The organism is Spiroplasma endosymbiont of Zeiraphera isertana (assembly GCF_964030805.1).
In the GTDB taxonomy this organism is placed as follows: Bacteria; Bacillota_I; Bacilli_A; order Mycoplasmatales; family VBWQ01; genus Spiroplasma_E.
In genome coordinates this window covers 1,345,824-1,368,298 of the sequence record NZ_OZ034965.1, presented here as the reverse complement: position 1 = coordinate 1,368,298, position 22,475 = coordinate 1,345,824, and the positions used below count along the sequence as shown (strand labels likewise).

Annotated in this window: 32 protein-coding genes and 2 pseudogenes; 22 read left to right on the top strand and 12 right to left on the bottom strand. The window is 23.2% G+C overall.

Features of this window, described 5'->3' with window-relative positions:
- Positions 1 to 79: 79 nt before the first annotated feature.
- Complete coding sequence (locus AAHM78_RS09655; RefSeq protein WP_342253001.1) at positions 80 to 358, top strand: transposase; 279 nt, start codon at positions 80 to 82, stop codon at positions 356 to 358.
- 257 nt (positions 359 to 615) lie between these two features.
- On the opposite strand, the gene AAHM78_RS09650 is transcribed toward AAHM78_RS09655, so the two are convergent.
- From AAHM78_RS09650 to AAHM78_RS09640, 3 genes are all read right to left on the bottom strand, one after another.
- Entirely contained in the window at positions 616 to 1,575 is a 960-nt protein-coding gene (locus AAHM78_RS09650; protein ID WP_342253000.1) for an IS1595 family transposase, read from the bottom strand.
- A gap of 74 nt (positions 1,576 to 1,649) precedes the next feature.
- On the bottom strand, positions 1,650 to 2,156 hold the full coding sequence (locus AAHM78_RS09645) for an IS1595 family transposase (RefSeq protein WP_342252999.1): 507 nt from the start codon (positions 2,154 to 2,156) through the stop codon (positions 1,650 to 1,652).
- Between the two features lie 44 nt (positions 2,157 to 2,200).
- On the bottom strand, positions 2,201 to 2,362 hold the full coding sequence (locus AAHM78_RS09640) for a hypothetical protein (RefSeq protein WP_342252998.1): 162 nt from the start codon (positions 2,360 to 2,362) through the stop codon (positions 2,201 to 2,203).
- A 65-nt stretch (positions 2,363 to 2,427) separates the two neighbouring features.
- Between AAHM78_RS09640 and AAHM78_RS09635 the strand changes: the two genes are divergently transcribed.
- The 8 genes and pseudogenes from AAHM78_RS09635 to AAHM78_RS09605 all read left to right on the top strand — a co-directional run bounded on the left by AAHM78_RS09635 (position 2,428) and on the right by AAHM78_RS09605 (position 5,883).
- Positions 2,428 to 2,850, top strand: coding sequence for a DDE-type integrase/transposase/recombinase (locus tag AAHM78_RS09635; RefSeq protein ID WP_342252997.1), 423 nt, complete (start codon positions 2,428 to 2,430; stop codon positions 2,848 to 2,850).
- 157 nt (positions 2,851 to 3,007) lie between these two features.
- Positions 3,008 to 3,181 (top strand): annotated as a pseudogene (locus AAHM78_RS17025) (transposase-like zinc-binding domain-containing protein); the annotation flags it as partial.
- An 84-nt stretch (positions 3,182 to 3,265) separates the two neighbouring features.
- The gene (locus AAHM78_RS09630; protein WP_342252996.1) at positions 3,266 to 3,484 is read left to right on the top strand and encodes a hypothetical protein; all 219 of its coding nucleotides are present in this window, start codon (positions 3,266 to 3,268) and stop codon (positions 3,482 to 3,484) included.
- A gap of 74 nt (positions 3,485 to 3,558) precedes the next feature.
- Complete coding sequence (locus AAHM78_RS09625; RefSeq protein WP_342252995.1) at positions 3,559 to 3,978, top strand: IS1/IS1595 family N-terminal zinc-binding domain-containing protein; 420 nt, start codon at positions 3,559 to 3,561, stop codon at positions 3,976 to 3,978.
- 125 nt (positions 3,979 to 4,103) lie between these two features.
- Positions 4,104 to 4,490: a hypothetical protein gene (locus tag AAHM78_RS09620; protein ID WP_342252832.1), complete on the top strand. Its 387-nt coding sequence runs from the start codon at positions 4,104 to 4,106 to the stop codon at positions 4,488 to 4,490.
- 254 nt (positions 4,491 to 4,744) lie between these two features.
- Complete coding sequence (locus AAHM78_RS09615; RefSeq protein WP_342252994.1) at positions 4,745 to 5,065, top strand: transposase family protein; 321 nt, start codon at positions 4,745 to 4,747, stop codon at positions 5,063 to 5,065.
- Between the two features lie 50 nt (positions 5,066 to 5,115).
- Positions 5,116 to 5,490 (top strand): transposase family protein, encoded by a 375-nt coding sequence (locus AAHM78_RS09610; protein ID WP_342254611.1) that lies wholly within the window; start codon positions 5,116 to 5,118, stop codon positions 5,488 to 5,490.
- 54 nt (positions 5,491 to 5,544) lie between these two features.
- Positions 5,545 to 5,883: a hypothetical protein gene (locus AAHM78_RS09605; RefSeq protein ID WP_342252993.1), complete on the top strand. Its 339-nt coding sequence runs from the start codon at positions 5,545 to 5,547 to the stop codon at positions 5,881 to 5,883.
- Positions 5,884 to 5,896: 13 nt separating this feature from the next.
- On the opposite strand, the gene AAHM78_RS09600 is transcribed toward AAHM78_RS09605, so the two are convergent.
- The 3 genes from AAHM78_RS09600 to AAHM78_RS17015 all read right to left on the bottom strand — a co-directional run bounded on the left by AAHM78_RS09600 (position 5,897) and on the right by AAHM78_RS17015 (position 7,228).
- Positions 5,897 to 6,262: a transposase family protein gene (locus AAHM78_RS09600; protein WP_342254958.1), complete on the bottom strand. Its 366-nt coding sequence runs from the start codon at positions 6,260 to 6,262 to the stop codon at positions 5,897 to 5,899.
- 139 nt (positions 6,263 to 6,401) lie between these two features.
- Positions 6,402 to 6,788 (bottom strand): transposase family protein, encoded by a 387-nt coding sequence (locus AAHM78_RS17020; protein WP_425289802.1) that lies wholly within the window; start codon positions 6,786 to 6,788, stop codon positions 6,402 to 6,404.
- A 59-nt stretch (positions 6,789 to 6,847) separates the two neighbouring features.
- Positions 6,848 to 7,228, bottom strand: coding sequence for a helix-turn-helix domain-containing protein (locus AAHM78_RS17015; protein WP_425289739.1), 381 nt, complete (start codon positions 7,226 to 7,228; stop codon positions 6,848 to 6,850).
- A gap of 65 nt (positions 7,229 to 7,293) precedes the next feature.
- On the opposite strand from AAHM78_RS17015, the gene AAHM78_RS09590 reads away from it, so the two are divergent.
- The 4 genes and pseudogenes from AAHM78_RS09590 (at position 7,294) to AAHM78_RS09575 (ending at position 10,072) form a co-directional block, all read left to right on the top strand.
- Positions 7,294 to 8,253: an IS1595 family transposase gene (locus tag AAHM78_RS09590; protein ID WP_342252992.1), complete on the top strand. Its 960-nt coding sequence runs from the start codon at positions 7,294 to 7,296 to the stop codon at positions 8,251 to 8,253.
- 337 nt (positions 8,254 to 8,590) lie between these two features.
- Positions 8,591 to 8,860, top strand: a pseudogene (locus tag AAHM78_RS09585) (transposase); the annotation flags it as partial.
- A gap of 251 nt (positions 8,861 to 9,111) precedes the next feature.
- On the top strand, positions 9,112 to 9,840 hold the full coding sequence (locus AAHM78_RS09580; protein ID WP_342252991.1) for an IS1/IS1595 family N-terminal zinc-binding domain-containing protein: 729 nt from the start codon (positions 9,112 to 9,114) through the stop codon (positions 9,838 to 9,840).
- Positions 9,806 to 10,072, top strand: a complete 267-nt coding sequence (locus tag AAHM78_RS09575) for a hypothetical protein (RefSeq protein WP_342252990.1) — start codon at positions 9,806 to 9,808, stop codon at positions 10,070 to 10,072. The genes AAHM78_RS09580 and AAHM78_RS09575 overlap by 35 nt, the downstream gene beginning before the upstream one ends.
- A gap of 35 nt (positions 10,073 to 10,107) precedes the next feature.
- Here AAHM78_RS09575 and AAHM78_RS09570 read toward each other — a convergent pair whose 3' ends face one another.
- Genes AAHM78_RS09570 through AAHM78_RS09560 form a run of 3 tightly spaced genes read right to left on the bottom strand, consistent with a single transcriptional unit; the run spans position 10,108 to position 12,092 of the window.
- A complete protein-coding gene (locus tag AAHM78_RS09570) occupies positions 10,108 to 10,389 on the bottom strand; it encodes a 5-formyltetrahydrofolate cyclo-ligase (protein ID WP_342252989.1) in 282 nt (93 codons plus the stop codon).
- Entirely contained in the window at positions 10,364 to 10,822 is a 459-nt protein-coding gene (gene sufU, locus AAHM78_RS09565) for a Fe-S cluster assembly sulfur transfer protein SufU (protein WP_342252851.1), read from the bottom strand. Before sufU ends, AAHM78_RS09570 begins: the two co-directional genes overlap by 26 nt.
- Positions 10,809 to 12,092: an aminotransferase class V-fold PLP-dependent enzyme gene (locus AAHM78_RS09560; protein WP_342252988.1), complete on the bottom strand. Its 1,284-nt coding sequence runs from the start codon at positions 12,090 to 12,092 to the stop codon at positions 10,809 to 10,811. Before AAHM78_RS09560 ends, sufU begins: the two co-directional genes overlap by 14 nt.
- 160 nt (positions 12,093 to 12,252) lie before the next feature.
- On the opposite strand from AAHM78_RS09560, the gene AAHM78_RS09555 reads away from it, so the two are divergent.
- The 9 genes from AAHM78_RS09555 (at position 12,253) to AAHM78_RS09515 (ending at position 19,905) form a co-directional block, all read left to right on the top strand.
- Entirely contained in the window at positions 12,253 to 12,576 is a 324-nt protein-coding gene (locus AAHM78_RS09555) for a transposase family protein (RefSeq protein WP_342252987.1), read from the top strand.
- Positions 12,577 to 12,696: 120 nt separating this feature from the next.
- The gene (locus AAHM78_RS09550) at positions 12,697 to 13,071 is read left to right on the top strand and encodes a transposase family protein (RefSeq protein WP_342254611.1); all 375 of its coding nucleotides are present in this window, start codon (positions 12,697 to 12,699) and stop codon (positions 13,069 to 13,071) included.
- Between the two features lie 223 nt (positions 13,072 to 13,294).
- Positions 13,295 to 15,346, top strand: coding sequence for a hypothetical protein (locus AAHM78_RS09545; RefSeq protein ID WP_342252986.1), 2,052 nt, complete (start codon positions 13,295 to 13,297; stop codon positions 15,344 to 15,346).
- Positions 15,347 to 15,362: 16 nt separating this feature from the next.
- Positions 15,363 to 17,075: a hypothetical protein gene (locus AAHM78_RS09540; protein ID WP_342252985.1), complete on the top strand. Its 1,713-nt coding sequence runs from the start codon at positions 15,363 to 15,365 to the stop codon at positions 17,073 to 17,075.
- A 98-nt stretch (positions 17,076 to 17,173) separates the two neighbouring features.
- The gene (locus tag AAHM78_RS09535) at positions 17,174 to 17,593 is read left to right on the top strand and encodes an HIT family protein (protein WP_342252984.1); all 420 of its coding nucleotides are present in this window, start codon (positions 17,174 to 17,176) and stop codon (positions 17,591 to 17,593) included.
- Positions 17,594 to 17,617: 24 nt separating this feature from the next.
- On the top strand, positions 17,618 to 17,980 hold the full coding sequence (locus AAHM78_RS09530; RefSeq protein WP_252318892.1) for a hypothetical protein: 363 nt from the start codon (positions 17,618 to 17,620) through the stop codon (positions 17,978 to 17,980).
- A 303-nt stretch (positions 17,981 to 18,283) separates the two neighbouring features.
- Positions 18,284 to 18,406 carry a hypothetical protein gene (locus tag AAHM78_RS09525; protein ID WP_256468302.1) on the top strand — a complete coding sequence of 41 codons (123 nt, stop codon included), beginning with the start codon at positions 18,284 to 18,286 and terminating at the stop codon, positions 18,404 to 18,406.
- Positions 18,407 to 19,217: 811 nt separating this feature from the next.
- Positions 19,218 to 19,535, top strand: coding sequence for a hypothetical protein (locus AAHM78_RS09520; RefSeq protein ID WP_342252983.1), 318 nt, complete (start codon positions 19,218 to 19,220; stop codon positions 19,533 to 19,535).
- The gene (locus AAHM78_RS09515) at positions 19,504 to 19,905 is read left to right on the top strand and encodes a hypothetical protein (RefSeq protein WP_342252982.1); all 402 of its coding nucleotides are present in this window, start codon (positions 19,504 to 19,506) and stop codon (positions 19,903 to 19,905) included. Before AAHM78_RS09520 ends, AAHM78_RS09515 begins: the two co-directional genes overlap by 32 nt.
- A 71-nt stretch (positions 19,906 to 19,976) precedes the next feature.
- Here AAHM78_RS09515 and AAHM78_RS09510 read toward each other — a convergent pair whose 3' ends face one another.
- The 3 genes from AAHM78_RS09510 to AAHM78_RS09500 all read right to left on the bottom strand — a co-directional run bounded on the left by AAHM78_RS09510 (position 19,977) and on the right by AAHM78_RS09500 (position 22,193).
- A complete protein-coding gene (locus AAHM78_RS09510) occupies positions 19,977 to 20,396 on the bottom strand; it encodes a transposase family protein (RefSeq protein WP_342255131.1) in 420 nt (139 codons plus the stop codon).
- Between the two features lie 59 nt (positions 20,397 to 20,455).
- Positions 20,456 to 20,848: a transposase family protein gene (locus AAHM78_RS09505; protein ID WP_342252838.1), complete on the bottom strand. Its 393-nt coding sequence runs from the start codon at positions 20,846 to 20,848 to the stop codon at positions 20,456 to 20,458.
- A 136-nt stretch (positions 20,849 to 20,984) separates the two neighbouring features.
- Positions 20,985 to 22,193 carry a hypothetical protein gene (locus AAHM78_RS09500; RefSeq protein ID WP_342252981.1) on the bottom strand — a complete coding sequence of 403 codons (1,209 nt, stop codon included), beginning with the start codon at positions 22,191 to 22,193 and terminating at the stop codon, positions 20,985 to 20,987.
- Positions 22,194 to 22,475: the final 282 nt, after the last annotated feature.

Sequence of the window (22,475 nt, the reverse complement as noted above, 5' to 3'; positions counted from 1 at the left end):
TTATGGATAGGTTACACTTTATTGGACACTAATTACGTAGACAAGTGAACAAATTAGTTAAAAGAAAGGAACTATAATTATGGCCAATATTAACTCATATACCGACGAATTTAAGAAACAAATAGTAGCTTTATATCAAAGTGGTAAGTCAGTGTCTTGTCTTGCTAAAGAGTACAATGTTACAAGAGCAGCTACTTATAATTGAATTAAGCAATTTACTAATTCAGGTAGTTTTAAATCTAAAGATAATCGTTCTGTTGAAGAAAATGAATTAATTAAATTAAGAAAAGAATTAAAACAGTTACGAATGGAAAATGATATTTTAAAGCAAACAGCACTAATAATAGGCAGAAAATAGAGATTATTATCAATAATAAATGTAAATATAAAATTCGTACAATGTGTCGTTTTTTAAAGCTCTCTAAATCAACATATTATTTTAATTTCAAGAAAAAAGAAAAAAATCAAAATAATATGTATGATGAAGCTGTTATTAGTGCTTTTAAATAAAATAAAGAAATTTATTTTAATTTTCAAAAAAACTCTTGATGAAATAAAAAAAATCATCAACCTGGCCTAAAATTTGATTTTATTTAATTTTGGGATTTATTTTTTTTACAAACTGAAATATAATGCTTCAGATTTTGCATAAGGTGATATTTTATAATGTTGGTATTTAAATTTTCATAAATTGAGGTAATTTTGAATATTGGTAAATCCAATGCCATGATAATGAGTAATAAATTCTTTTAAACTTGATTGTATTTTACTGATATTACTTAAATTTTTATAATTTAATTCTTTATTTTCTTTTGATTTAAATTTCTTGAGAGTACATTTTGTTTGTTTAGCTACTGTATCATATAGTATTTGCATATCACAAACTATAATTGATTTTTCTTCGATAAGCTTAGATGTTAAATTTTCTTGTACTCATTTTTTTGTTAATCTTTTAGTATTTGTTGTTTGAGCATAAATATTTTTATTTTCATCCATTGCCATTTCAATACAACAGTTTAAATCTTTAGCATTTTCTTCAATTCATTTTTTTCTTGGATCATCTGGATTTTTGAAATTTCCTTTGTGAATTTCTTTGATAAAAGTTTCATCAATTTCAATTCTACCTTTTAATTTTGTGAATGGTTTTTGTGTTTTGGCTAATTGTGATGATTTCATAAATTTTTGACGATTAAATCATGCTGATGTTTTTGAAATTTTAGCAAATTGAGAAATAGTATAAGCAGATTGACCTAACAATGACAATCAAATTATTCAATCTCATTGTTCATGAGATAAATGACTTCAATGTAAAAAATGATTTCTTAAAGCATCAAAGCTACTTTTACAATCTTTGCATAAATATTTTTGCTTATTATTCTTAAAACCATTTTTTACACATCAATAAGATTTACAATTTGGACATTGAATTCCTTTTTCTTTAAATTTTTTATCAATTGCATCTAATTTTTCTTTTTTCTCAATTTGTTTAATTCTATTTTTAAAATGTCTAATAATTTTTATAAATTCTTCATCTTTTTTGTTTTTTAAAACATCAATTAATTCATTATTAGTCACAAAAAATCACCCCTGATATAAAAATATTACTTTTAATTTAAAATTAAAAGTAATATCAAGATTTTTTGTGAAAATTAAAAGAAGTTTTTGAAACTTACATATCCCTTCCAAGAATCCGTAAATAGACAGCACTCAGTAAAAATGTGTTTCAATGCAAATCTTAAAAGGTTTTTTTCATCTGCATTTTTCAGCACCTTCACAATTAGTTTGTTGCTGGTTTTCTCATAAACTCCAACAATCAAAGTTTTATTCAACAAGGATCTTCCTTGTTTTTTAAAACCTAAATGTGAAAGATACATTTCATCCATCTGTGCTGTGCCATCAACAATGAAACCTGCATCTTGATTTCCAATTCTAGTCCTGATTTCATGACACATTCTTCAAGCTGTTTTATAGGTCACACCCAATTCCCTTGCAACATCGGTTGCTGGTATGCCATGCTTTGTGTTTATTCATCTAAAGATGAGATAAAACCAAGATGTCATTTGGGTCTGTGACTTATAAAAAATGGTTCCATAAAGAATACTAAATGTTTGGTTACAGTTCAAACATCGTATTCTTCTCAAATCAGAAGCATTCAAACTAGAAGAAGCACACCTGATGCATTTCATTATTTTAAACTTCGCTATATATTTCAAACAATCGTTTTCAGTTTGAAATATGCTATTGAATTCATTTCAATTCATTTTTTCCTCCACACTAGTACATGCAGGGATAATTTCCTAATTTTTATAAATTCTTCATCTTTTTTGTTTTTTAAAACATCAATTAATTCATTATTAGTCACAAAAAATCACCCCTGATATAAAAATATTACTTTTAATTTTAAATTAAAAGTAATATCAAGATTTTTTGTGAAAATTAAAAGAAATTTATGGCACAAGAAGATTAAAAGTCATATTAGAAAACCAAGAAATTTATTTATCAAGACGAAAAATTAAAGAAATTATGAATAAACATAATTTAATATCAAAATACACTAAATTAAGACACAAAAATCATCATAATAAAGTCAATGATAGTCAAATAACTAATCTTGTTAATAGAAACTTTAAGAATAGTATTAAAAATGAAGTTATTGTTAGTGATTTAACTTATGTTCAAGTAAATGGTAAGTGAAACTATATTTGTTTATTAATAGACCTATTTAACCGCGAAATTATTGGACATAGTGTAGGCACTAAAAAAGATGCATCATTAGTATATGAAGCATTTATGCAATCAAATCGCTGTTTAAAAGATATTCAAATATTTCATAGCGATCGAGGTAATTAATTTAATAATAAAATTATTTTAATTTTCACAAAAAATCTTGATATTACTTTTAATTTAAAATTAAAAGTAATATTTTTATATCAGGGGTGATTTTTTGTGACTAATAATGAATTAATTGATGTTTTAAAAAACAAAAAAGATGAAGAATTTATAAAAATTATTAGACATTTTAAAAAATAGAATTAAACAAATTGAGAAAAAAGAAAAATTAGATGCAATTGAGAAAAAATTTAAAGAAAAAGGAATTCAATGTCCAAATTGTAAATCTTATTGATGTGTAAAAAATGGTTTTAAGAATAATAAGCAAAAATATTTATGCAAAGATTGTAAAAGTAGCTTTGATGCTTTAAGAAATCATTTTTTACATTGAAGTCATTTATCTCATGAACAATGAGATTGAATAATTTGATTGTCATTGTTAGGTCAATCCGCTTATACTATTTCTCAATTTGCTAAAATTTCAAAAACATCAGCATGATTTAATCGTCAAAAATTTATGAAATCATCACAATTAGCAAAAACACAAAAACCATTCACAAAATTAAAAGGTAGAATTGAAATTGATGAAACTTTTATCAAAGAAATTCATAAAGGAAATTTCAAAAATCCAGATGATCCAAGAAAAAAATTTTAATTTTCACAAAAAATCTTGATATTACTTTTAATTTTAAATTAAAAGTAATATTTTTATATCAGGGGTGATTTTTTGTGACTAATAATGAATTAATTGATGTTTTAAAAAACAAAAAAGATGAAGAATTTATAAAAATTATTAGACATTTTAAAAATAGAATTAAACAAATTGAGAAAAAATTTAAAGAAAAAGGAATTCAATGTCCAAATTGTAAATCTTATTGATGTGTAAAAAATGGTTTTAAGAATAATAAGCAAAAATATTTATGCAAAGATTGTAAAAGTAGCTTTGATGCTTTAAGAAATCATTTTTTACATTGAAGTCATTTATCTCATGAAAAATGAGATTGAATAATTTGATTGTCATTGTTAGGTCAATCTGCTTATACTATTTCTCAATTTGCTAAAATTTCAAAAACATCAGCATGATTTAATCGTCAAAAATTTATGAAATCATCACAATTAGCAAAAACACAAAAACCATTCACAAAATAAAAGGTAGAATTGAAATTGATGAAACTTTTATCAAAGAAATTCATAAAGGAAATTTCAAAAATCCAGATGATCCAAGAAAAAAATGAATTGAAGAAAATGCTAAAGATTTAAACTGTTGTATTGAAATGGCAATTGATGAAAATAAAAATATTTATGCTCAAACAACAAATACTAAAAGATTAACAAAAAAATGAGTACAAGAAAATTTAACATCTAAGCTTATCGAAGAAAAATCAATTATAGTTTGTGATATGCAAATACTATATGATACAGTAGCTAAACAAACAAAATGTACTCTCAAGAAATTTAAATCAAAAGAAAATAAAGAATTAAATTATAAAAATTTAAGTAATATCAGTAAAATACAATCAAGTTTAAAAGAATTTATTACTCATTATCATGGCATTGGATTTACCAATATTCAAAATTACCTCAATTTATGAAAATTTAAATACCAACATTATAAAATATCACCTTATGCAAAATCTGAAGCATTATATTTCAGTTTGTAAAAAAAATAAATCCCAAAATTAAATAAAATCAAATTTTAGGCCAGGTTGATGATTGTTTTTATTTCATCAAGAGTTTTTTTGAAAATTAAAAGAAAAAAATGAATTAGACTTGGTGCAAAACCTTTGATTTTAACAATTTAACAATTTAACGATTATTATTAATATTAAAGGTGATAGTTATTATGTTGAAAAAATATAAATATGATCAATAATTTTATAGTTTAGTCGGCATAAAGCCACAAACATTTTATAAAATGCTTGAAATTTTAAAAATTGCTGAGTCTAAACAAAAATATTATGGTGGTAGAAAAAATAAAATTGTAATTGAAGAGCGTTTATTAATGACTTTAGAATATTGAAAAGACTATAGTGGTTATAGAGTTATTGCAAAAAGATATAATATTAGTCATACTAGTTGCATTCGTAATATTTTTTGAATTGAAAATATTTTAATAAAAAGCTGAATTTTTAATTTACCTGGAAAAAAAGATTTAACAAAAAATAAAGGTACTAATAATAATTTGTTAGCTATTGATGCTACTGAAACTCCAATTGAAAGAATTAAAAAAAACTAAAATTACTTTTTTCAGGTAAAAAGAAACATCATTCTCTCAAATCCCAAATAATTATTGATATTTCCAATGGAAAAATTATTTCAACTGCTTTTTGTTTTGGAAGCATTCATGATTTTAAATTGCTTCTAAAATCTAAAACTTTTATTCATCCAGAAAAACAAGTTTTTGTTGATTCAGGTTATCAAGGTATACAAAATATTCATAAAAATACATTTTTGCCATTTAAAAAAAGTAAATACAATCAATTAACACCAATTCAAAAAGAATACAATAAAACTTTAAGTAAAATTAGAATTAAAATTGAACACGTATTTGCTAAACTAAAACGTTTTAAAATTTTAAGTTTAAAATATCGCAATAAAATACGAAGATTTGCATTAAGATTTAATTTAATAGCAGGAATATATAATTTTGAATTACCTTAGTTTTGCACCAAGTCTATTGAAGAAAATGCTAAAGATTTAAACTGTTGTATTGAAATGGCAATTGATGAAAATAAAAATATTTATGCTCAAACAACAAATACTAAAAGATTAACAAAAAAATGAGTACAAGAAAATTTAACATCTAAGCTTATCGAAGAAAAATCAATTATAGTTTGTGATATGCAAATACTATATGATACAGTAGCTAAACAAACAAAATGTACTCTCAAGAAATTTAAATCAAAAGAAAATAAAGAATCAAATTATAAAAATTTAAGTAATATCAGTAAAATACAATCAAGTTTAAAAGAATTTATTACTCATTATCATGGCATTGGATTTACCAATATTCAAAATTACCTCAATTTATGAAAATTTAAATACCAACATTAGACTTGGTGCAAAACTAAGGTAATTCAAAATTATATATTCCTGCTATTAAATTAAATCTTAATGCAAATCTTCGTATTTTATTGCGATATTTTAAACTTAAAATTTTAAAACGTTTTAGTTTAGCAAATACGTGTTCAATTTTAATTCTAATTTTACTTAAAGTTTTATTGTATTCTTTTTGAATTGGTGTTAATTGATTGTATTTACTTTTTTTAAATGGCAAAAATGTATTTTTATGAATATTTTGTATACCTTGATAACCTGAATCAACAAAAACTTGTTTTTCTGGATGAATAAAAGTTTTAGATTTTAGAAGCAATTTAAAATCATGAATGCTTCCAAAACAAAAAGCAGTTGAAATAATTTTTCCATTGGAAATATCAATAATTATTTGGGATTTGAGAGAATGATGTTTCTTTTTACCTGAAAAAAGTAATTTTAGTTTTTTTTAATTCTTTCAATTGGAGTTTCAGTAGCATCAATAGCTAACAAATTATTATTAGTACCTTTATTTTTTGTTAAATAGACTTGGTGCAAAACCAAGGTAATTCAAAATTATATATTCCTGCTATTAAATTAAATCTTAATGCAAATCTTCGTATTTTATTGCGATATTTTAAACTTAAAATTTTAAAACGTTTTAGTTTAGCAAATACGTGTTCAATTTTAATTCTAATTTTACTTAAAGTTTTATTGTATTCTTTTTGAATTGGTGTTAATTGATTGTATTTACTTTTTTTAAATGGCAAAAATGTATTTTTCTGAATATTTTGTATACCTTGATAACCTGAATCAACAAAAACTTGTTTTTCTGGATGAATAAAAGTTTTAGATTTTAGAAGCAATTTAAAATCATGAATGCTTCCAAAACAAAAAGCAGTTGAAATAATTTTTCCATTGGAAATATCAATAATTATTTGGGATTTGAGAGAATGATGTTTCTTTTTACCTGAAAAAAGTAATTTTAGTTTTTTTTAATTCTTTCAATTGGAGTTTCAGTAGCATCAATAGCTAACAAATTATTATTAGTACCTTTATTTTTTGTTAAATCTTTTTTTCCAGGTAAATTAAAAATTCCGCTTTTTATTAAAATATTTTCAATTCAAAAAATATTACGAATGCAACTAGTATGACTAATATTATATCTTTTTGCAATAACTCTATAACTACTATAGTCTTTTCAATATTCTAAAGTCATTAATAAACGCTCTTCAATTACAATTTTATTTTTTCTACCACCACAATATTTTTGTTTAGACTCAGCAATTTTTAAAATTTCAAGCATTTTATAAAATGTTTGTGGCTTTATGCCGACTAAACTATAAAATTCTTTTAATTTTCACAAAAAATCTTGATATTACTTTTAATTTTAAATTAAAAGTAATATTTTTATATCAGGGGTGATTTTTTGTGACTAATAATGAATTAATTGATGTTTTAAAAAACAAAAAAGATGAAGAATTTATAAAAATTATTAGACATTTTAAAAATAGAATTAAACAAATTGAGAAAAAAGAAAAATTAGATGCAATTGATAAAAAATTTAAAGAAAAAGGAATTCAATGTCCAAATTGTAAATCTTATTGATGTGTAAAAAATGGTTTTAAGAATAATAAGCAAAAATATTTATGCAAAGATTGTAAAAGTAGCTTTGATGCTTTAAGAAATCATTTTTTACATTGAAGTCATTTATCTCATGAACAATGAGATTGAATAATTTGATTGTCATTGTTAGGTCAATCTGCTTATACTATTTCTCAATTTGCTAAAATTTCAAAAACATCAGCATGATTTAATCGTCAAAAATTTATGAAATCATCACAATTAGCAAAAACACAAAAACCATTCACAAAATTAAAAGGTAGAATTGAAATTGATGAAACTTTTATCAAAGAAATTCATAAAGGAAATTTCAAAAATCCAGATGATCCAAGAAAAAAATGAATTGAAGAAAATGCTAAAGATTTAAACTGTTGTATTGAAATGGCAATTGATGAAAATAAAAATATTTATGCTCAAACAACAAATACTAAAAGATTAACAAAAAAATGAGTACAAGAAAATTTAACATCTAATCTTATCGAAGAAAAATCAATTATAGTTTGTGATATGCAAATACTATATGATACAGTAGCTAAACAAACAAAATGTACTCTCAAGAAATTTAAATCAAAAGAAAATAAAGAATTAAATTATAAAAATTTAAGTAATATCAGTAAAATACAATCAAGTTTAAAAGAATTTATTACTCATTATCATGGCATTGGATTTACCAATATTCAAAATTACCTCAATTTATGAAAATTTAAATACCAACATTATAAAATATCACCTTATGCAAAATCTGAAGCATTATATTTCAGTTTGTAAAAAAAATAAATCCCAAAATTAAATAAAATAAAATTTTAGGCCAGGTTGATGATTTTTTTTATTTCATCAAGAGTTTTTTTGAAAATTAAAATAAAATTCTTGATCATCTTTATATTTTTTCAACATAATAACCATCACCTTTAATATTAATAATAATCGTTAAATTGTTAAAATTAAAGGTTTTGCACCAAGTCTATTATAAAATATCACCTTATGCAAAATCTGAAGCATTATATTTCAGTTTGTAAAAAAAATAAATCCAAAAATTAAATAAAATCAAATTTTAGGCCAGGTTGATGATTTTTTTTATTTCATCAAGAGTTTTTTTGAAAATTAAAATAAAATTATTGATAAACTTTTACTAGCATTCAACATAAATCGATCTTTAAGCAAAAAAGGATGTCCTTATGACAATGCTGTTGCTGAAGCAACTTTTAAAACTTTCAAAACAGAATTTATTAATGATAAAAATTTTACATCATTAATCCAATTAAAATTAGAATTATTTGATTATATCAATTGATATAACAACATACGAATTCATAGCACTTTAAACTACCTAACTCCAGTTAATTATCAAAAACAAATGTCTACCAAAAAAATAGTCCTAAAAAAGGTTGCCATTCCAATTTGACTTCCTATAACTTTTTGACAATTTAAACTTGGTTGTCCAATTTTAAAATCATTATCAAATACGATATCGTTTCAACTATTAATAAAGTAAAATTCCAAATGCTCACCATTCATTCTTCGTAAACAAACTTGTTTTAGATTTTTTTTTTAATTTTCACAAAAAATATTGATATTACTTTTAATTTTAAATTAAAAGTAATATTTTTATATCAGGGGTGATTTTTTGTGACTAATAATGAATTAATTGATGTTTTAAAAAACAAAAAAGATGAAGAATTTATAAAAATTATTAGACATTTTAAAAATAGAATTAAACAAATTGAGAAAAAAGAAAAATTAGATGCAATTGATAAAAAATTTAAAGAAAAAGGAATTCAATGTCCAAATTGTAAATCTTATTGATGTGTAAAAAATGGTTTTAATAATAATAAGCAAAAATATTTATGCAAAGATTGTAAAAGTAGCTTTGATGCTTTAAGAAATCATTTTTTACATTGAAGTCATTTATCTCATGAACAATGAGATTGAATAATTTGATTGTCATTGTTAGGTCAATCTGCTTATACTATTTCTCAATTTGCTAAAATTTCAAAAACATCAGCATGATTTAATCGTCAAAAATTTATGAAATCATCACAATTAGCAAAAACACAAAAACCATTCACAAAATTAAAAGGTAGAATTGAAATTGATGAAACTTTTATCAAAGAAATTCATAAAGGAAATTTCAAAAATCCAGATGATCCAAGAAAAAAATGAATTGAAGAAAATGCTAAAGATTTAAACTGTTGTATTGAAATGGCAATTGATGAAAATAAAAATATTTATGCTCAAACAACAAATACTAAAAGATTAACAAAAAAATGAGTACAAGAAAATTTAACATCTAAGCTTATCGAAGAAAAATCAATTATAGTTTGTGATATGCAAATACTATATGATTACAGTAGCTAAACAAACAAAATGTACTCTCAAGAAATTTAAATCAAAAGAAAATAAAGAATTAAATTATAAAAATTTAAGTAATATCAGTAAAATACAATCAAGTTTAAAAGAATTTATTACTCATTATCATGGCATTGGATTTACCAATATTCAAAATTACCTCAATTTATGAAAATTTAAATACCAACATTATAAAATATCCCCTTATGCAAAATCTGAAGCATTATATTTCGGTTTGTAAAAAAAATAAATCCCAAAATTAAATAAAATCAAATTTTAGGCCAGGTTGATGATTTTTTTTATTTCATCAAGAGTTTTTTTGAAAATTAAAAGATTTTTTCATAATAATTCAATAATTTCTTTAGTTTCTACTTCATATGGTAAGGAATTATAAAGAGCAAATACATTATTTTGTTTAAAATAATGTGATTCATTAAATTTATTGAAAATAATTTTATTTCACTTTTGATAATTATTTTTAGAAACATTTTTTAATTTTTTTAAATAAATGGTTCTTAAACTAATTTTATCCTTAATTTCCGTTTCCATTTTTTTCACATTCTTTCTCAATTATTTTATTAATACCATTAATACCAATAAGGGCACATTTAATTCGATTACGCTGTCTTGGTACATTTTTAAAAGCAATCATATTTTCAATTATTTTATCATTAAATTGCTTTTCTGATAACATTGCTTGATAATTAATAATAATTTCTTTTATTTGTGATATTGTTTTACCTTCAATTAAAATACAAAAAAGATCGGTTGCTGCAGTTGAAATAGCACACCCAATCCCAGTAAAGCGTGCGCTATTAATAACTTTATTTTTAATAGAAATTTCAACACGAAAATTATCAACACATGATTCATTGTTTTGATGATATGTCAAACTATTTGGTAAATTTTTAAAACCTTTATTTTTTGGATTACTATAGTGTTCAACAATTAGTTTGTGATAATAGTCTTGATTGTTATTAAAAGAATTCATTTAAAAAATCTCCTCCTTCATTAATCCCTTTTTTTAAAGCTATTACTAATAAGTCAATATCTTTTTTGCAATTGTATATGTAAAAACTAAGACGAATTGTTACTTCAGCGTTAATTATATTAGGTAATAATTTAGCACAGTAAGTTCCACTGCGTATGCATATATTTTGTGTTCCTAAAAAATTAGCAACATCTTGTGCAAATACTTTTTTAATATTAAATATTATGTTACTACTATTGCCATCAATATTATAAATTTCAATGTTATTTCCTAACTGCGCTGTTAATTGTTCAATTGCGTATTTTTTTAGTAAAATTTCATGATTTCTAATATTTTCAATACCAATGTTTAATAAATACTTAATAGCTGCACCTAGCCCAAATACACCCGCAATATTTTGTGTTCCACCTTCAAAACGATAAGGACTATCTAATAAGTTAAATTTACCATTTTCATAAATATCACCATTCATGCCTCCACCCAATATTAGTGGATCTAGCATATTTAATCATTCGTTTTTTCCTCAAAAGACACCGATTCCAGTTGGACCAAAAACTTTATGACCAGAAAATCCAAAAAAATCAATATTTCAATTTTTAACATCGGTTTTTATATGTCCTATTGATTGTGCACCATCTATTATTACTAAAATATTTTTAAAAATTCAATTATCACTTTTAACATTTTTTTTACCATATTCTTTAATAAAATTAGTTAATGTTTCAGTATCATTTTCTATTGCTAAAGAATTATTAATATTTGCAAAAGCAACTATTCTAGTTTTAGGTGTTAAAACTTTTTTTAAATTTTCAACAGTAATGACTCCTTGTTTATTTGTTTCAATAAATTTTATTTTAATTTTTTTAGTTTGTATCAAACGATAAAATGGTAAGAGTAATGAGCTATGTTCTAAAGTGGTTAATAAAATTTCATCATTTTCTTGTAAATATTTTTCTAAGCCAAAAGCAATTTGATTATAAGCAAAAGTTGCTGAAGGACAAAAAACTATTTCGTTTTCGTTACTATTAATAAATTTACTAATTGTTTTTCTAGTATCTTCAAATATATCATTTCCCTTAACAGCAAGTTGATAATCTTGACTATGTGGATTAATACAATATTTTTCATAATAATCCCTAACAGCATCAATAACTATTTGTGGTTTTAGTGAAGAAGCCGCTGTATCTAAATAAACTAAATCAGGATTATTTTTAAAAAAGGGAAAATCAGTTTTAAAGGCATTATCATTCATGTTTATTTTTTTATTCATATTTACTCCTATATCATTACACCAAATATAATATACTTATACTAATGATTATACACTTAATTTTGTGCTAATTTTCTTAAAATTAAAAAATAGACTTGGTGCAAAACCTTTAATTTTAACAATTTAACGATTATTATTAATATTAAAGGTGATAGTTATTATGTTGAAAAAATATAAAGATGATCAAGAATTTTATAGTTTAGTCGGCATAAAGCCACAAACATTTTATAAAATGCTTGAAATTTTAAAAATTGCTGAGTCTAAACAAAAATATTATGGTGGTAGAAAAAATAAAATTGTAATTGAAGAGCGTTTATTAATGACTTTAGAATATTGAAAAGACTATAGTAGTTATAGAGTTATTGCAAAAATATATAATATTAGTCATACTAGTTGCATTCGTAATATTTTTTGAATTGAAAATATTTTAATAAAAAGCGGAATTTTTAATTTACCTGGAAAAAAAAGATTTAACAAAAAATAAAGGTACTAATAATAATTTGTTAGCTATTGATGCTACTGAAACTCCAATTGAAAGAATTAAAAAAAACTAAAATTACTTTTTTCAGGTAAAAAGAAACATCATTCTCTCAAATCCCAAATAATTATTGATATTTCCAATGGAAAAATTATTTCAACTGCTTTTTGTTTTGGAAGCATTCATGATTTTAAATTGCTTCTAAAATCTAAAACTTTTATTCATCCAGAAAAACAAGTTTTTGTTGATTCAGGTTATCAAGGTATACAAAATATTCATAAAAATACATTTTTGCCATTTAAAAAAAGTAAATACAATCAATTAACACCAATTCAAAAAGAATACAATAAAACTTTAAGTAAAATTAGAATTAAAATTGAACACGTATTTGCTAAACTAAAACGTTTTAAAATTTTAAGTTTAAAATATCGCAATAAAATACGAAGATTTGCATTAAGATTTAATTTAATAGCAGGAATATATAATTTTGAATTACCTTAGTTTTGCACCAAGTCTAATGAATAAAATATTATTTGTGCACTATAAAGTAATAATATTTAAAAAAATTAATATTTTAAATTTTTTAAAATAAATAATTGGTAATTAGTTATTTCATTTTAAAATTAATTAGAAAAAACTATCCCTTAAATATAAATTTTATGTTAAGATATCTTAGTAAAATAAATTAAAAAATCTTTTTTTGCTATAGATTTAATTAAAAGGAGTGAATAAAGTGCGCAATATTCTTGCCTTAGTTGCAGCTTTCACGTTATCATCAACATCAACTATGTCTATTATAGGTTGTAATAATTCAAATGAAAGAGGCACAACTAATGTTTTCGACTGAAATAGTGCTTTTATAGATACAAGTACTACGACTGACACCTTTTTTAATTACTTATTAAATAATCCCAATAGTGGATGAGGTAAAACATTATATACTGATATTAATCAATATATTAATCTTTCAATTTTAAAAAATACTCCAGAATATAAAGATGATTATCTTGCTGCTTTGACAGCAGCTCAATCTGAGATGGAAAATAAAATAAAATCATTACAAGCAAAATATGGTCGTTCATGAGAAAAACAATGAAAGAAAGTATTGGGCGATGATGATGTTAATACTTACATTGATAATATTTTAAAAAAGAGTGCTTTAGGTATTATTCAACGTAGTTATGTTACTAGTAATTATAAGGATTATAAATACTACAATCAAAATGAAATTAATATTTGATTAAAGGATTTATGAGAACAAGTAAAGAGTGAAAACAATCCAAATGGTACTTATGATAGTGTAAAACAGTACATTAATGGTAAAACAAGTATTACTGATGCTGGTAAATATTCTAGCAAAATTTGAATTGTTGCTAATGCTAATAATTCAGAATCAGATGCTATTGCAAAATTAAACGATAATGTCAAAATTGCTAAAACATGAACTGGTGTTAATATTAGTCTTCCTGTTGTAAAAACTAGTGATGATAAGAATGATAGTAATTATGAAACAGATTCATACAATACTATTGATGGGTTATTAAGTGATAATCAATCTAAAATAGCTAAAGTAATGTTAAGAAATCAAGAATGAATTTGAACTCGTCAAATTGTTATTCCTTTTGACTCTACTGCTAAACCTTTACAAGAAAAGATTAATGCTTCTCAGTTTTCTCAAAATAAAACTAAAATTAATGAAATTTTAAAGAATATTAGAACTAATGGTTTCGATCAAACATTCACCGAAGAAAAAGGTGCCGCTACTACTGATGTTAGTAAAACTGGTGATTTAGGATTAATGGATATTACTAAATCTTCACAAGAGAATAGTCCTTTTTATTATTACTTATATCGTTATGTAACTAGTGCTGAAGGTGTTGGTAAAAATGTTGATGGTATTCAACCATATAAATTAACACAATTTACTTCACCAACTGACAAGGAAAAGGGTTTAGATGACTTAATTCCTTATATAGACCGTGATAGTATTAAAGATAAAGGCAAAGATGGTACTAGTCAATATAATGATTTAGTTTATATGAAAGATATAAAAGGACCACAACTTCCTGATGCTGCAGTTAATAATGGACCTGGAGTTGGCATTTTTATTGATACTGGTGGTATTCATTTTGTTCAAACGCCAGGTATCACATATCAACAGCAAGACAAACCTAAAAGCGATGAATCAACTTATAATATAATTAAAGCATTTAAAAATCATAGAAAAGATACTTATCAGTGAAAAGACTTAGCACCGTTATCTGAGCGTCTAGGCGGATTATCTGATTCTCCTTATCTTGATTATTTACAAACTGGTTTTTTATTACAAAAATATACTCCAAATACAACTCCTACTTTTAATTTAAATGATGCATTAACAGCCTTTACTGGAGGTACTGGAGGTACTGGTAGCCTTAGTGATGCAACTTGATGAGATTATAATTTATACTTTAATGATAATTCGAGTTTAATTCATTGAAATTTACAGTATATATTTGGTTCAAGTCCTCTTGATCCAACTGATAAGAAAATTAATGACTTTGTTGAAAAAATGAAAAGTTGATTTGATAAAACTAAAGAAAATCGCTGAAATAATAGACAAGGTATTAATATTAATGCAACATTTAAGGATAATATTATAAAAACTAATAATACATGAGATGGCTTTACACAAGATGCACCAGTTGCTCGTATGGATACTAATATTGCTAATTATCTAGATGTTGTTGGGAAACGAACATTATGATGATATGATCCAAGTATCATTAGTTCTTAGACGGGAGGTATAAAAAATGAAAAAGATAAAAAAGATTTTACCATTATTAACTTCAGTTACTCTTTTATCTGGACCTGTATTATTATTAGTTGCTTGTGATAATGAACGTGATATGAGTAATTTACCTAGTGGTAAAATTCCTGATGATTATAAAAATCGTGTATTATTTAATTTTTTAGGAGTAAATTTTAATGAAACGATTTCTGCTCAGTTTAAGAATACTTATTCACAAGGTCTTGATTTTATTTTAAAAGATGTTGAAGGAACAATTGCTCAGCGAAAATTTTATGAATTTTTTCATAAGAAAATTCATTATAGTGAAGACATAAAAAATGCAGATGGTACTACTACAACGGGAGAAGCCAATAAAGCTTTTATAAAACTTAAAGATGATTTAGGATTAAATTTATTAACTCAAAAGTACTTAAGTGGTATTAATACAGCTAATTCACTAGATAAAGTATCAGCAGCAGATAATAATGAGTTATTATTTCAAAATCAAAGTTGACATCAGGATGGTACAAGTAAATTTAATTATCAAAATGTAGATTTTTATAAAGAAAAAAATAAAGATACTGATAAAGTTAATGATCCTGATCAAATATTTACTCCTGATAGTTTATATAAAGATTATGGTGATAAAGATGCTGCTTTTGATGAACAATTAGCTGCCATTGCTAAACATCCAGATGACAATTATAGTAACGAAATTGGTAAATTATTACCAAATGATGCTAAAAAATGAAATAGTAGTGCTGGTATTAAAAAAACACAAAAAGGTCTTTCTGGTACTGATATTCCAACTTATTCAAAATATTTAAAACGTTTCCAATGATGATTACGTTTTCGTTATCAACAATATTATCAATATGAAATTTTACCAGCATTAAATCAAACTTTATTTACAATGTCTTATATTTTAGACAATATTGTTGATATTAAAGATAATGAAGCAGGTAAACCTATAATTTCAACCCAAACAAATAACCTTTACATAAGTCAATTACAAGATACTACTGGTTGACAAAAGAGTAACTATAATGTAAATTGAAACTTTACTACTGATTTAGCAAATGCGCAAAGCATTGATCAAAAATGAAATAGTAGTCCTTCTGAACCTCCAAAGTGAGAGTCAATTGTTAAAGATGATGCTTCAAGAAAAGAAAAAACTTTAAATTCTGATTTTTTTACTCAATTAACAAGCGGTAATGCCTCAACTATTAGTGAAATTGATCCTAATTTTGGTGCTAATGGTTTCTTAAGTAACGCTACTACTACCCAAGAAGCTGCAAGTTGAGTAACTAATGGTGGATTACATTACACTACGAATAATAATATTGCTACATTTACTTACTCTGCTCCTATTTATTTCCTAAACCTTCTACAAAATTTAGATTTTAGTTTTTTAAATAATAAAAAGGAAGGCTGAGTTCCAGAAATTAGTAATTTAATTCATTCATGAAACAATAGTGGTAATGCTAGTCTTGAGACAGATTTCTCTAAGTATATAAGGGGTGATGCTAACGAAAGCACTATTACCCAAGAAACAAAGTGAAATATATTTTGACAAATGTTATATTCTATATCTGCTAGTGATTCTGCAACTAAAGATTCACCAGCAGCCGAAAACTTTAAAATCGCTGCTCAAAATTTATTTCCAACATATATTCCAAAAAATAATATATATGAAGAAGGATTTTGAAATAAGGTAAAAGAGTTTTATCCATAATAATACTTAATATTTTAAAAAACATATACTAAGTATATGTTTTTTAAAATATTAGAATAATTTAAGTTATACTTATAAAGTAAGTTGAGGTGAAATATATGACAAATAAAGCATGCATTTTTTGTACAATTATTAAAGATACAAATAACTTAATTTTTGAAGATACAAATACAGCAGCATTCATGGATATCAATCCCGTAACTAAAGGACACATTCTAGTAATTCCAAAGCAACATTTTGAAACTTTTATTGATACTACACCTAAAATAGTGAGCGATGTTAGTATCACAACTCATAAAATTGCTAATTTGCTAATAAAAACTATTCCTGAAATTAAAGGATTTAATATTTTAACTAATAATGGTAGCGAAGCATTTCAAGAAGTATTTCATTATCATGTTCATATTATTCCAAAATATATTTGTGAAAAAGGGTTTTTAATTAATAGGACAAAAGAAAATGTTACAATTGATGATATTAATAATCTTAAAAAAATACTAAAATCACAATTAATGTAAAACAAATATTTAAGGAGGAAAAAAATGAAAAGTCTTAAGTTATTAACTTTACCTAAAATATTAATGCTAATTGGTGCTGTATGAATTATTGTTTTTAGTTTATTGTATGCAGCGGGAGTTATAACTTATAGTTTCTATGGCTGAAATGAAAATGGAGCTACATTAGTTATAATAGGTATTATTTATATTCTAATACCATTTTCAGTTAAACCTGGATTATGATCAAGACTATGAGCACTATTTATATCATTTCTTTCAGTTATAATAGTTATTGGTTTATTTGTTGGCAAAGATGTAGATTATAAGTCAACATGAACTTATATTAATGCTTTACCACATATTATCATGGCGTTTGGTTCTATTTTATGAATATTTAATAGTAAATAAGTCATAAAATAATTATTAATAACTTAAAATATTGGACAATACATTATCCAATATTTTTTTTATAATTTTGGTTGAAAATAGTATTAAACCAATTTTTAATAAATAATTAATAATATTTTTAGAATTTATTTTCAACATAAATAATAAGAAAAAAATATTATAATAGTTATTATTATCAAATTTTATAAAAATTATTAATTGATGAGTGGCATAACTACCTTTTTGTTTTCATCAAAAAAGCATTTTTTATTAATGATGCTATAATTTTAAGCATTAATAAAAAAAGATAAAGGAGATTGAGATATGAAAAAAAGAAAAGTGTTACATTGTTCAAGCTGTAATAAAGAAATTAATGGTAATGATTTAGCTTCAAACTCAAAAACAGCAAGAAAAATTATGAAATGCCCAGAGTGTGCTAATCAATAATTTTTTGATTATTAATAAAATTTATACTATTATCAATAGCCCTTATCAACTAATTTTAAAAATTTTTACTGATTGTTTTAGAAATCTAAAACAATTTTCATCTTAATTGTTAATAAAACAAATTAGAATTAAAAACAATACTAGTCTATATCTATTGATATCAAAGGCAAGAATATAAAGAACTTATTTCTGAAATCAAAATATGGAGGAGTATTATATGTCTAAAAAAAATAAAAATTAAAAAATTATTGCCGGAATAATTAGTTCTGCGGTTTTAATTGGTGGTGCAACTACTGGTATTTTATATAATTCTGAAATGGAAGAAAATATTGAAGAAGAAATTGAAATTGAAAAAAAAACTTAGAAATAATTTTTCCTAAAGGAAAAAGAAATTTAGGTAAAATTTATATTGGACAAAACATTACTATAAATGATGATGAAAAATTAAAAAAAGAAATTATAGATATTTTTAGTAATAAATATAATATAGATGTAACTAGTTTGGAAATTAAAATTGTTACTAATCAAAATGAAGCAATAATTACTTCAATAAATGAAGATATCTATATTAGAACAGTAAAACTTAAGTATAGTCCTAATAGATCTTTTGTAACGTTAGATTATATTGTTCCTGATTTGAATATAAGAGATGAATAAGTTCTTACTTACTCTTATCAACATCATCAAGAAATTTTATTTAGAAAAAATGATATTTTAAATGATAATGAATTTAAAAATTTACCTGCTGTAAATGATTTTATTAATATTTTAAATGAACAAGTTAAATTTAAAGCAAGTGAAGAATCAAATAATGCTTTTTAAAAAGTTAGAAAATAATAATGATAATTTTAAAGATTTTGAAGATTTAAAAAAACAATTTAATGATCATCATCTTTTATTTGATGGCAAAATTGATTTTGAATCATTTATTAAAACAATTAGTAATTATCATATAAATGCAAACATTGATGAATTAAAAACAGGAATATGTCGGTTTTATAATATTTTAGCTCAATTATATGGAAAAAATAATGTTTTTAAAATGTTAGAAAAAATTGAATTAGATCAAAAGTTGTGAGAACAGTCTAAAAATAAATATGTTAGGAGAAGCATATTTTGGTTCTTGTAATGATAATATGTGTAATACTAAAATAATACTTGATACAGATATTTTTAGAGATATAAAGTATGGAATGGAAGTTATGGTACATGAATATGGTCATATTTTTAATTCTTTAATTCGTAATAAACAAAATAATAATTTTGATGCAAGAAAATATATGATTTCTTCATTAGCAAACGGAACTAAGATTAATAATAAATCTTATCAAAAACTTTTAAGTTATGGTATTGTTAGAAGTTGATATAGAAGAACATCATATATTGATTTATTTCCAGAAGCTTTTGGTCGTTGAATAATGACTCCTGAACAAAATCGTGATCTTGGATGAGAAAAATTAGATAAATTTTTTCGAATAGATTTACTTAAATTATTATAATAACAAAAAATATATCTTTATAATCATAATAAGGACAAAATAAACTTTGTCCTTATTATTAATTTTGTTTATTAATTAAAAATTTTAAATAAAGTTATTAATTGTTCATTAGACTTGGTGCAAAACTGAGGTAATTCAAAATTATATATTCCTGCTATTAAATTAAATCTTAATGCAAATCTTCGTATTTTATTGCGATATTTTAAACTTAAAATTTTAAAACGTTTTAGTTTAGCAAATACGTGTTCAATTTTAATTCTAATTTTACTTAAAGTTTTATTGTATTCTTTTTGAATTGGTGTTAATTGATTGTATTTACTTTTTTTAAATGGCAAAAATGTATTTTTATGAATATTTTGTATACCTTGATAACCTGAATCAACAAAAACTTGTTTTTCTGGATGAATAAAAGTTTTAGATTTTAGAAGCAATTTAAAATCATGAATGCTTCCAAAACAAAAAGCAGTTGAAATAATTTTTCCATTGGAAATATCAATAATTATTTGGGATTTGAGAGAATGATGTTTCTTTTTACCTGAAAAAAGTAATTTTAGTTTTTTTTAATTCTTTCAATTGGAGTTTCAGTAGCATCAATAGCTAACAAATTATTATTAGTACCTTTATTTTTTGTTAAATCTTTTTTTCCAGGTAAATTAAAAATTCCGCTTTTTATTAAAATATTTTCAATTCAAAAAATATTACGAATGCAACTAGTATGACTAATATTATATCTTTTTGCAATAACTCTATAACTACTATAGTCTTTTCAATATTCTAAAGTCATTAATAAACGCTCTTCAATTACAATTTTATTTTTTCTACCACCACAATATTTTTGTTTAGACTCAGCAATTTTTAAAATTTCAAGCATTTTATAAAATGTTTGTGGCTTTATGCCGACTAAACTATAAAATTCTTGATCATCTTTATATTTTTTCAACATAATAACTATCACCTTTAATATTAATAATAATCGTTAAATTGTTAAAATTAAAGGTTTTGCACCAAGTCTATTATGTTATGAAAATTAATGTTGTTTAATACAATGTTAACATATGTCATACGACCAAATGAAGAATTTAAAAACAATACCATTGAAAGTAAATATTATCATTATCATGTCAAAGATCTAAGTTAAGAGCAATTTCTGTTCCTCATCCTCCACCATCTTTAGTATTAATATAAGCAATAAAAAGAACATTAGCATTACCAGCGTTTTTATATTGTTCGATTTTTGCAGTATTAGTTGCTAGTGTTGGACTACTTTCAATTCCTGTTGAAGTTGATACTTTGAAATATGCATTAATAAAAGAAAAAGTTGGATACATATTAGTGAAGGTATTTCAGTCTCTCGCGTAATTGCTTCACTTAAGAATATTATAAACATTAGAATTATCAGTAGCGATTGATGTTCCATTATGTCAATCTGAAAAAGAGTAATTTATTTTATCATTAATAATATTATTAGTGTTTTTTCAATTATTATAATAAATAGCCACTAGATTATTACTTTTATCAAAAATTCAATTTAATGAATAGTTTTTAGTAGTTAATGTTAGTGGTGATTTATTTAAAAAATTATAAACATTTTGATTATCAATAATTAAATTAACAATGTTACTAGTTAATTGATTGTTAATTTGCCCTTTTAAACTAGTTTGATTAATAAAATACACTGCTAAGTTATTAGCTATTGTCTTACTAATTTTATTATCATGTGTTGCTTTAGCAATATAATATAAACCTAGTGTTTCATTTAGATTATTGCTATGTTCAACTTTATCAGCACCTGCTTGATTAGAAATATCAATATGTTTTTCAATATCACCTTGTTGAATATATTTTCAATTATTATAACCAGTAAAGTATGAATCATAATATTCACTTTTACTATATTGATTATAATTGTCTTTAATAATAGTTACTTTTTTGTGGCTGTTCATTTCTTGTTTTGTATTTTCAATATTTACTTTATCTTTATCAGTAATATTTATATTAGGGTTATAAACTAGGTTACCATATTTATCTACTAAAAAAGTATTCCTTGCTTTAGGAAAAGTGTATTTTGCTAAAGATAATGTATCATAACTATAAAATTTATGATCTGTTATTGATTGATTAGTAATTCACTCACTATTGCTTAAATAGTTAAATTGGTTATTGAATGAAGTATTATTTTCTTCTAATTGATTTATTAGTACAGTATTTTCAATATTTTTATTATTAATATTGTTTCCTAAAAAAGTTAAAGGTGGTATCACACTTAAAAAAATTAAATATTTATTCATAATTTTATACCTCTATTTTTTAAATAATTATTTAAAAAATTAATAATTATATATTTTATAACACTTTAGTCATTAAAAAGTGTTGATTTAATCATAAACATTTTATTTGAAATTAGCAAAAACTAAAAAACTTAAATAAATAATGTGTATTAAATATATTTTACAATATGTTTCAATATTAATAATTTGCATATTAAATAAGTTCTTTTTTAAGTTATAATATTTATTTATAACCCAATAAAAAAAAATAATAATTTATTTATTGGAAAAATATTATTATTA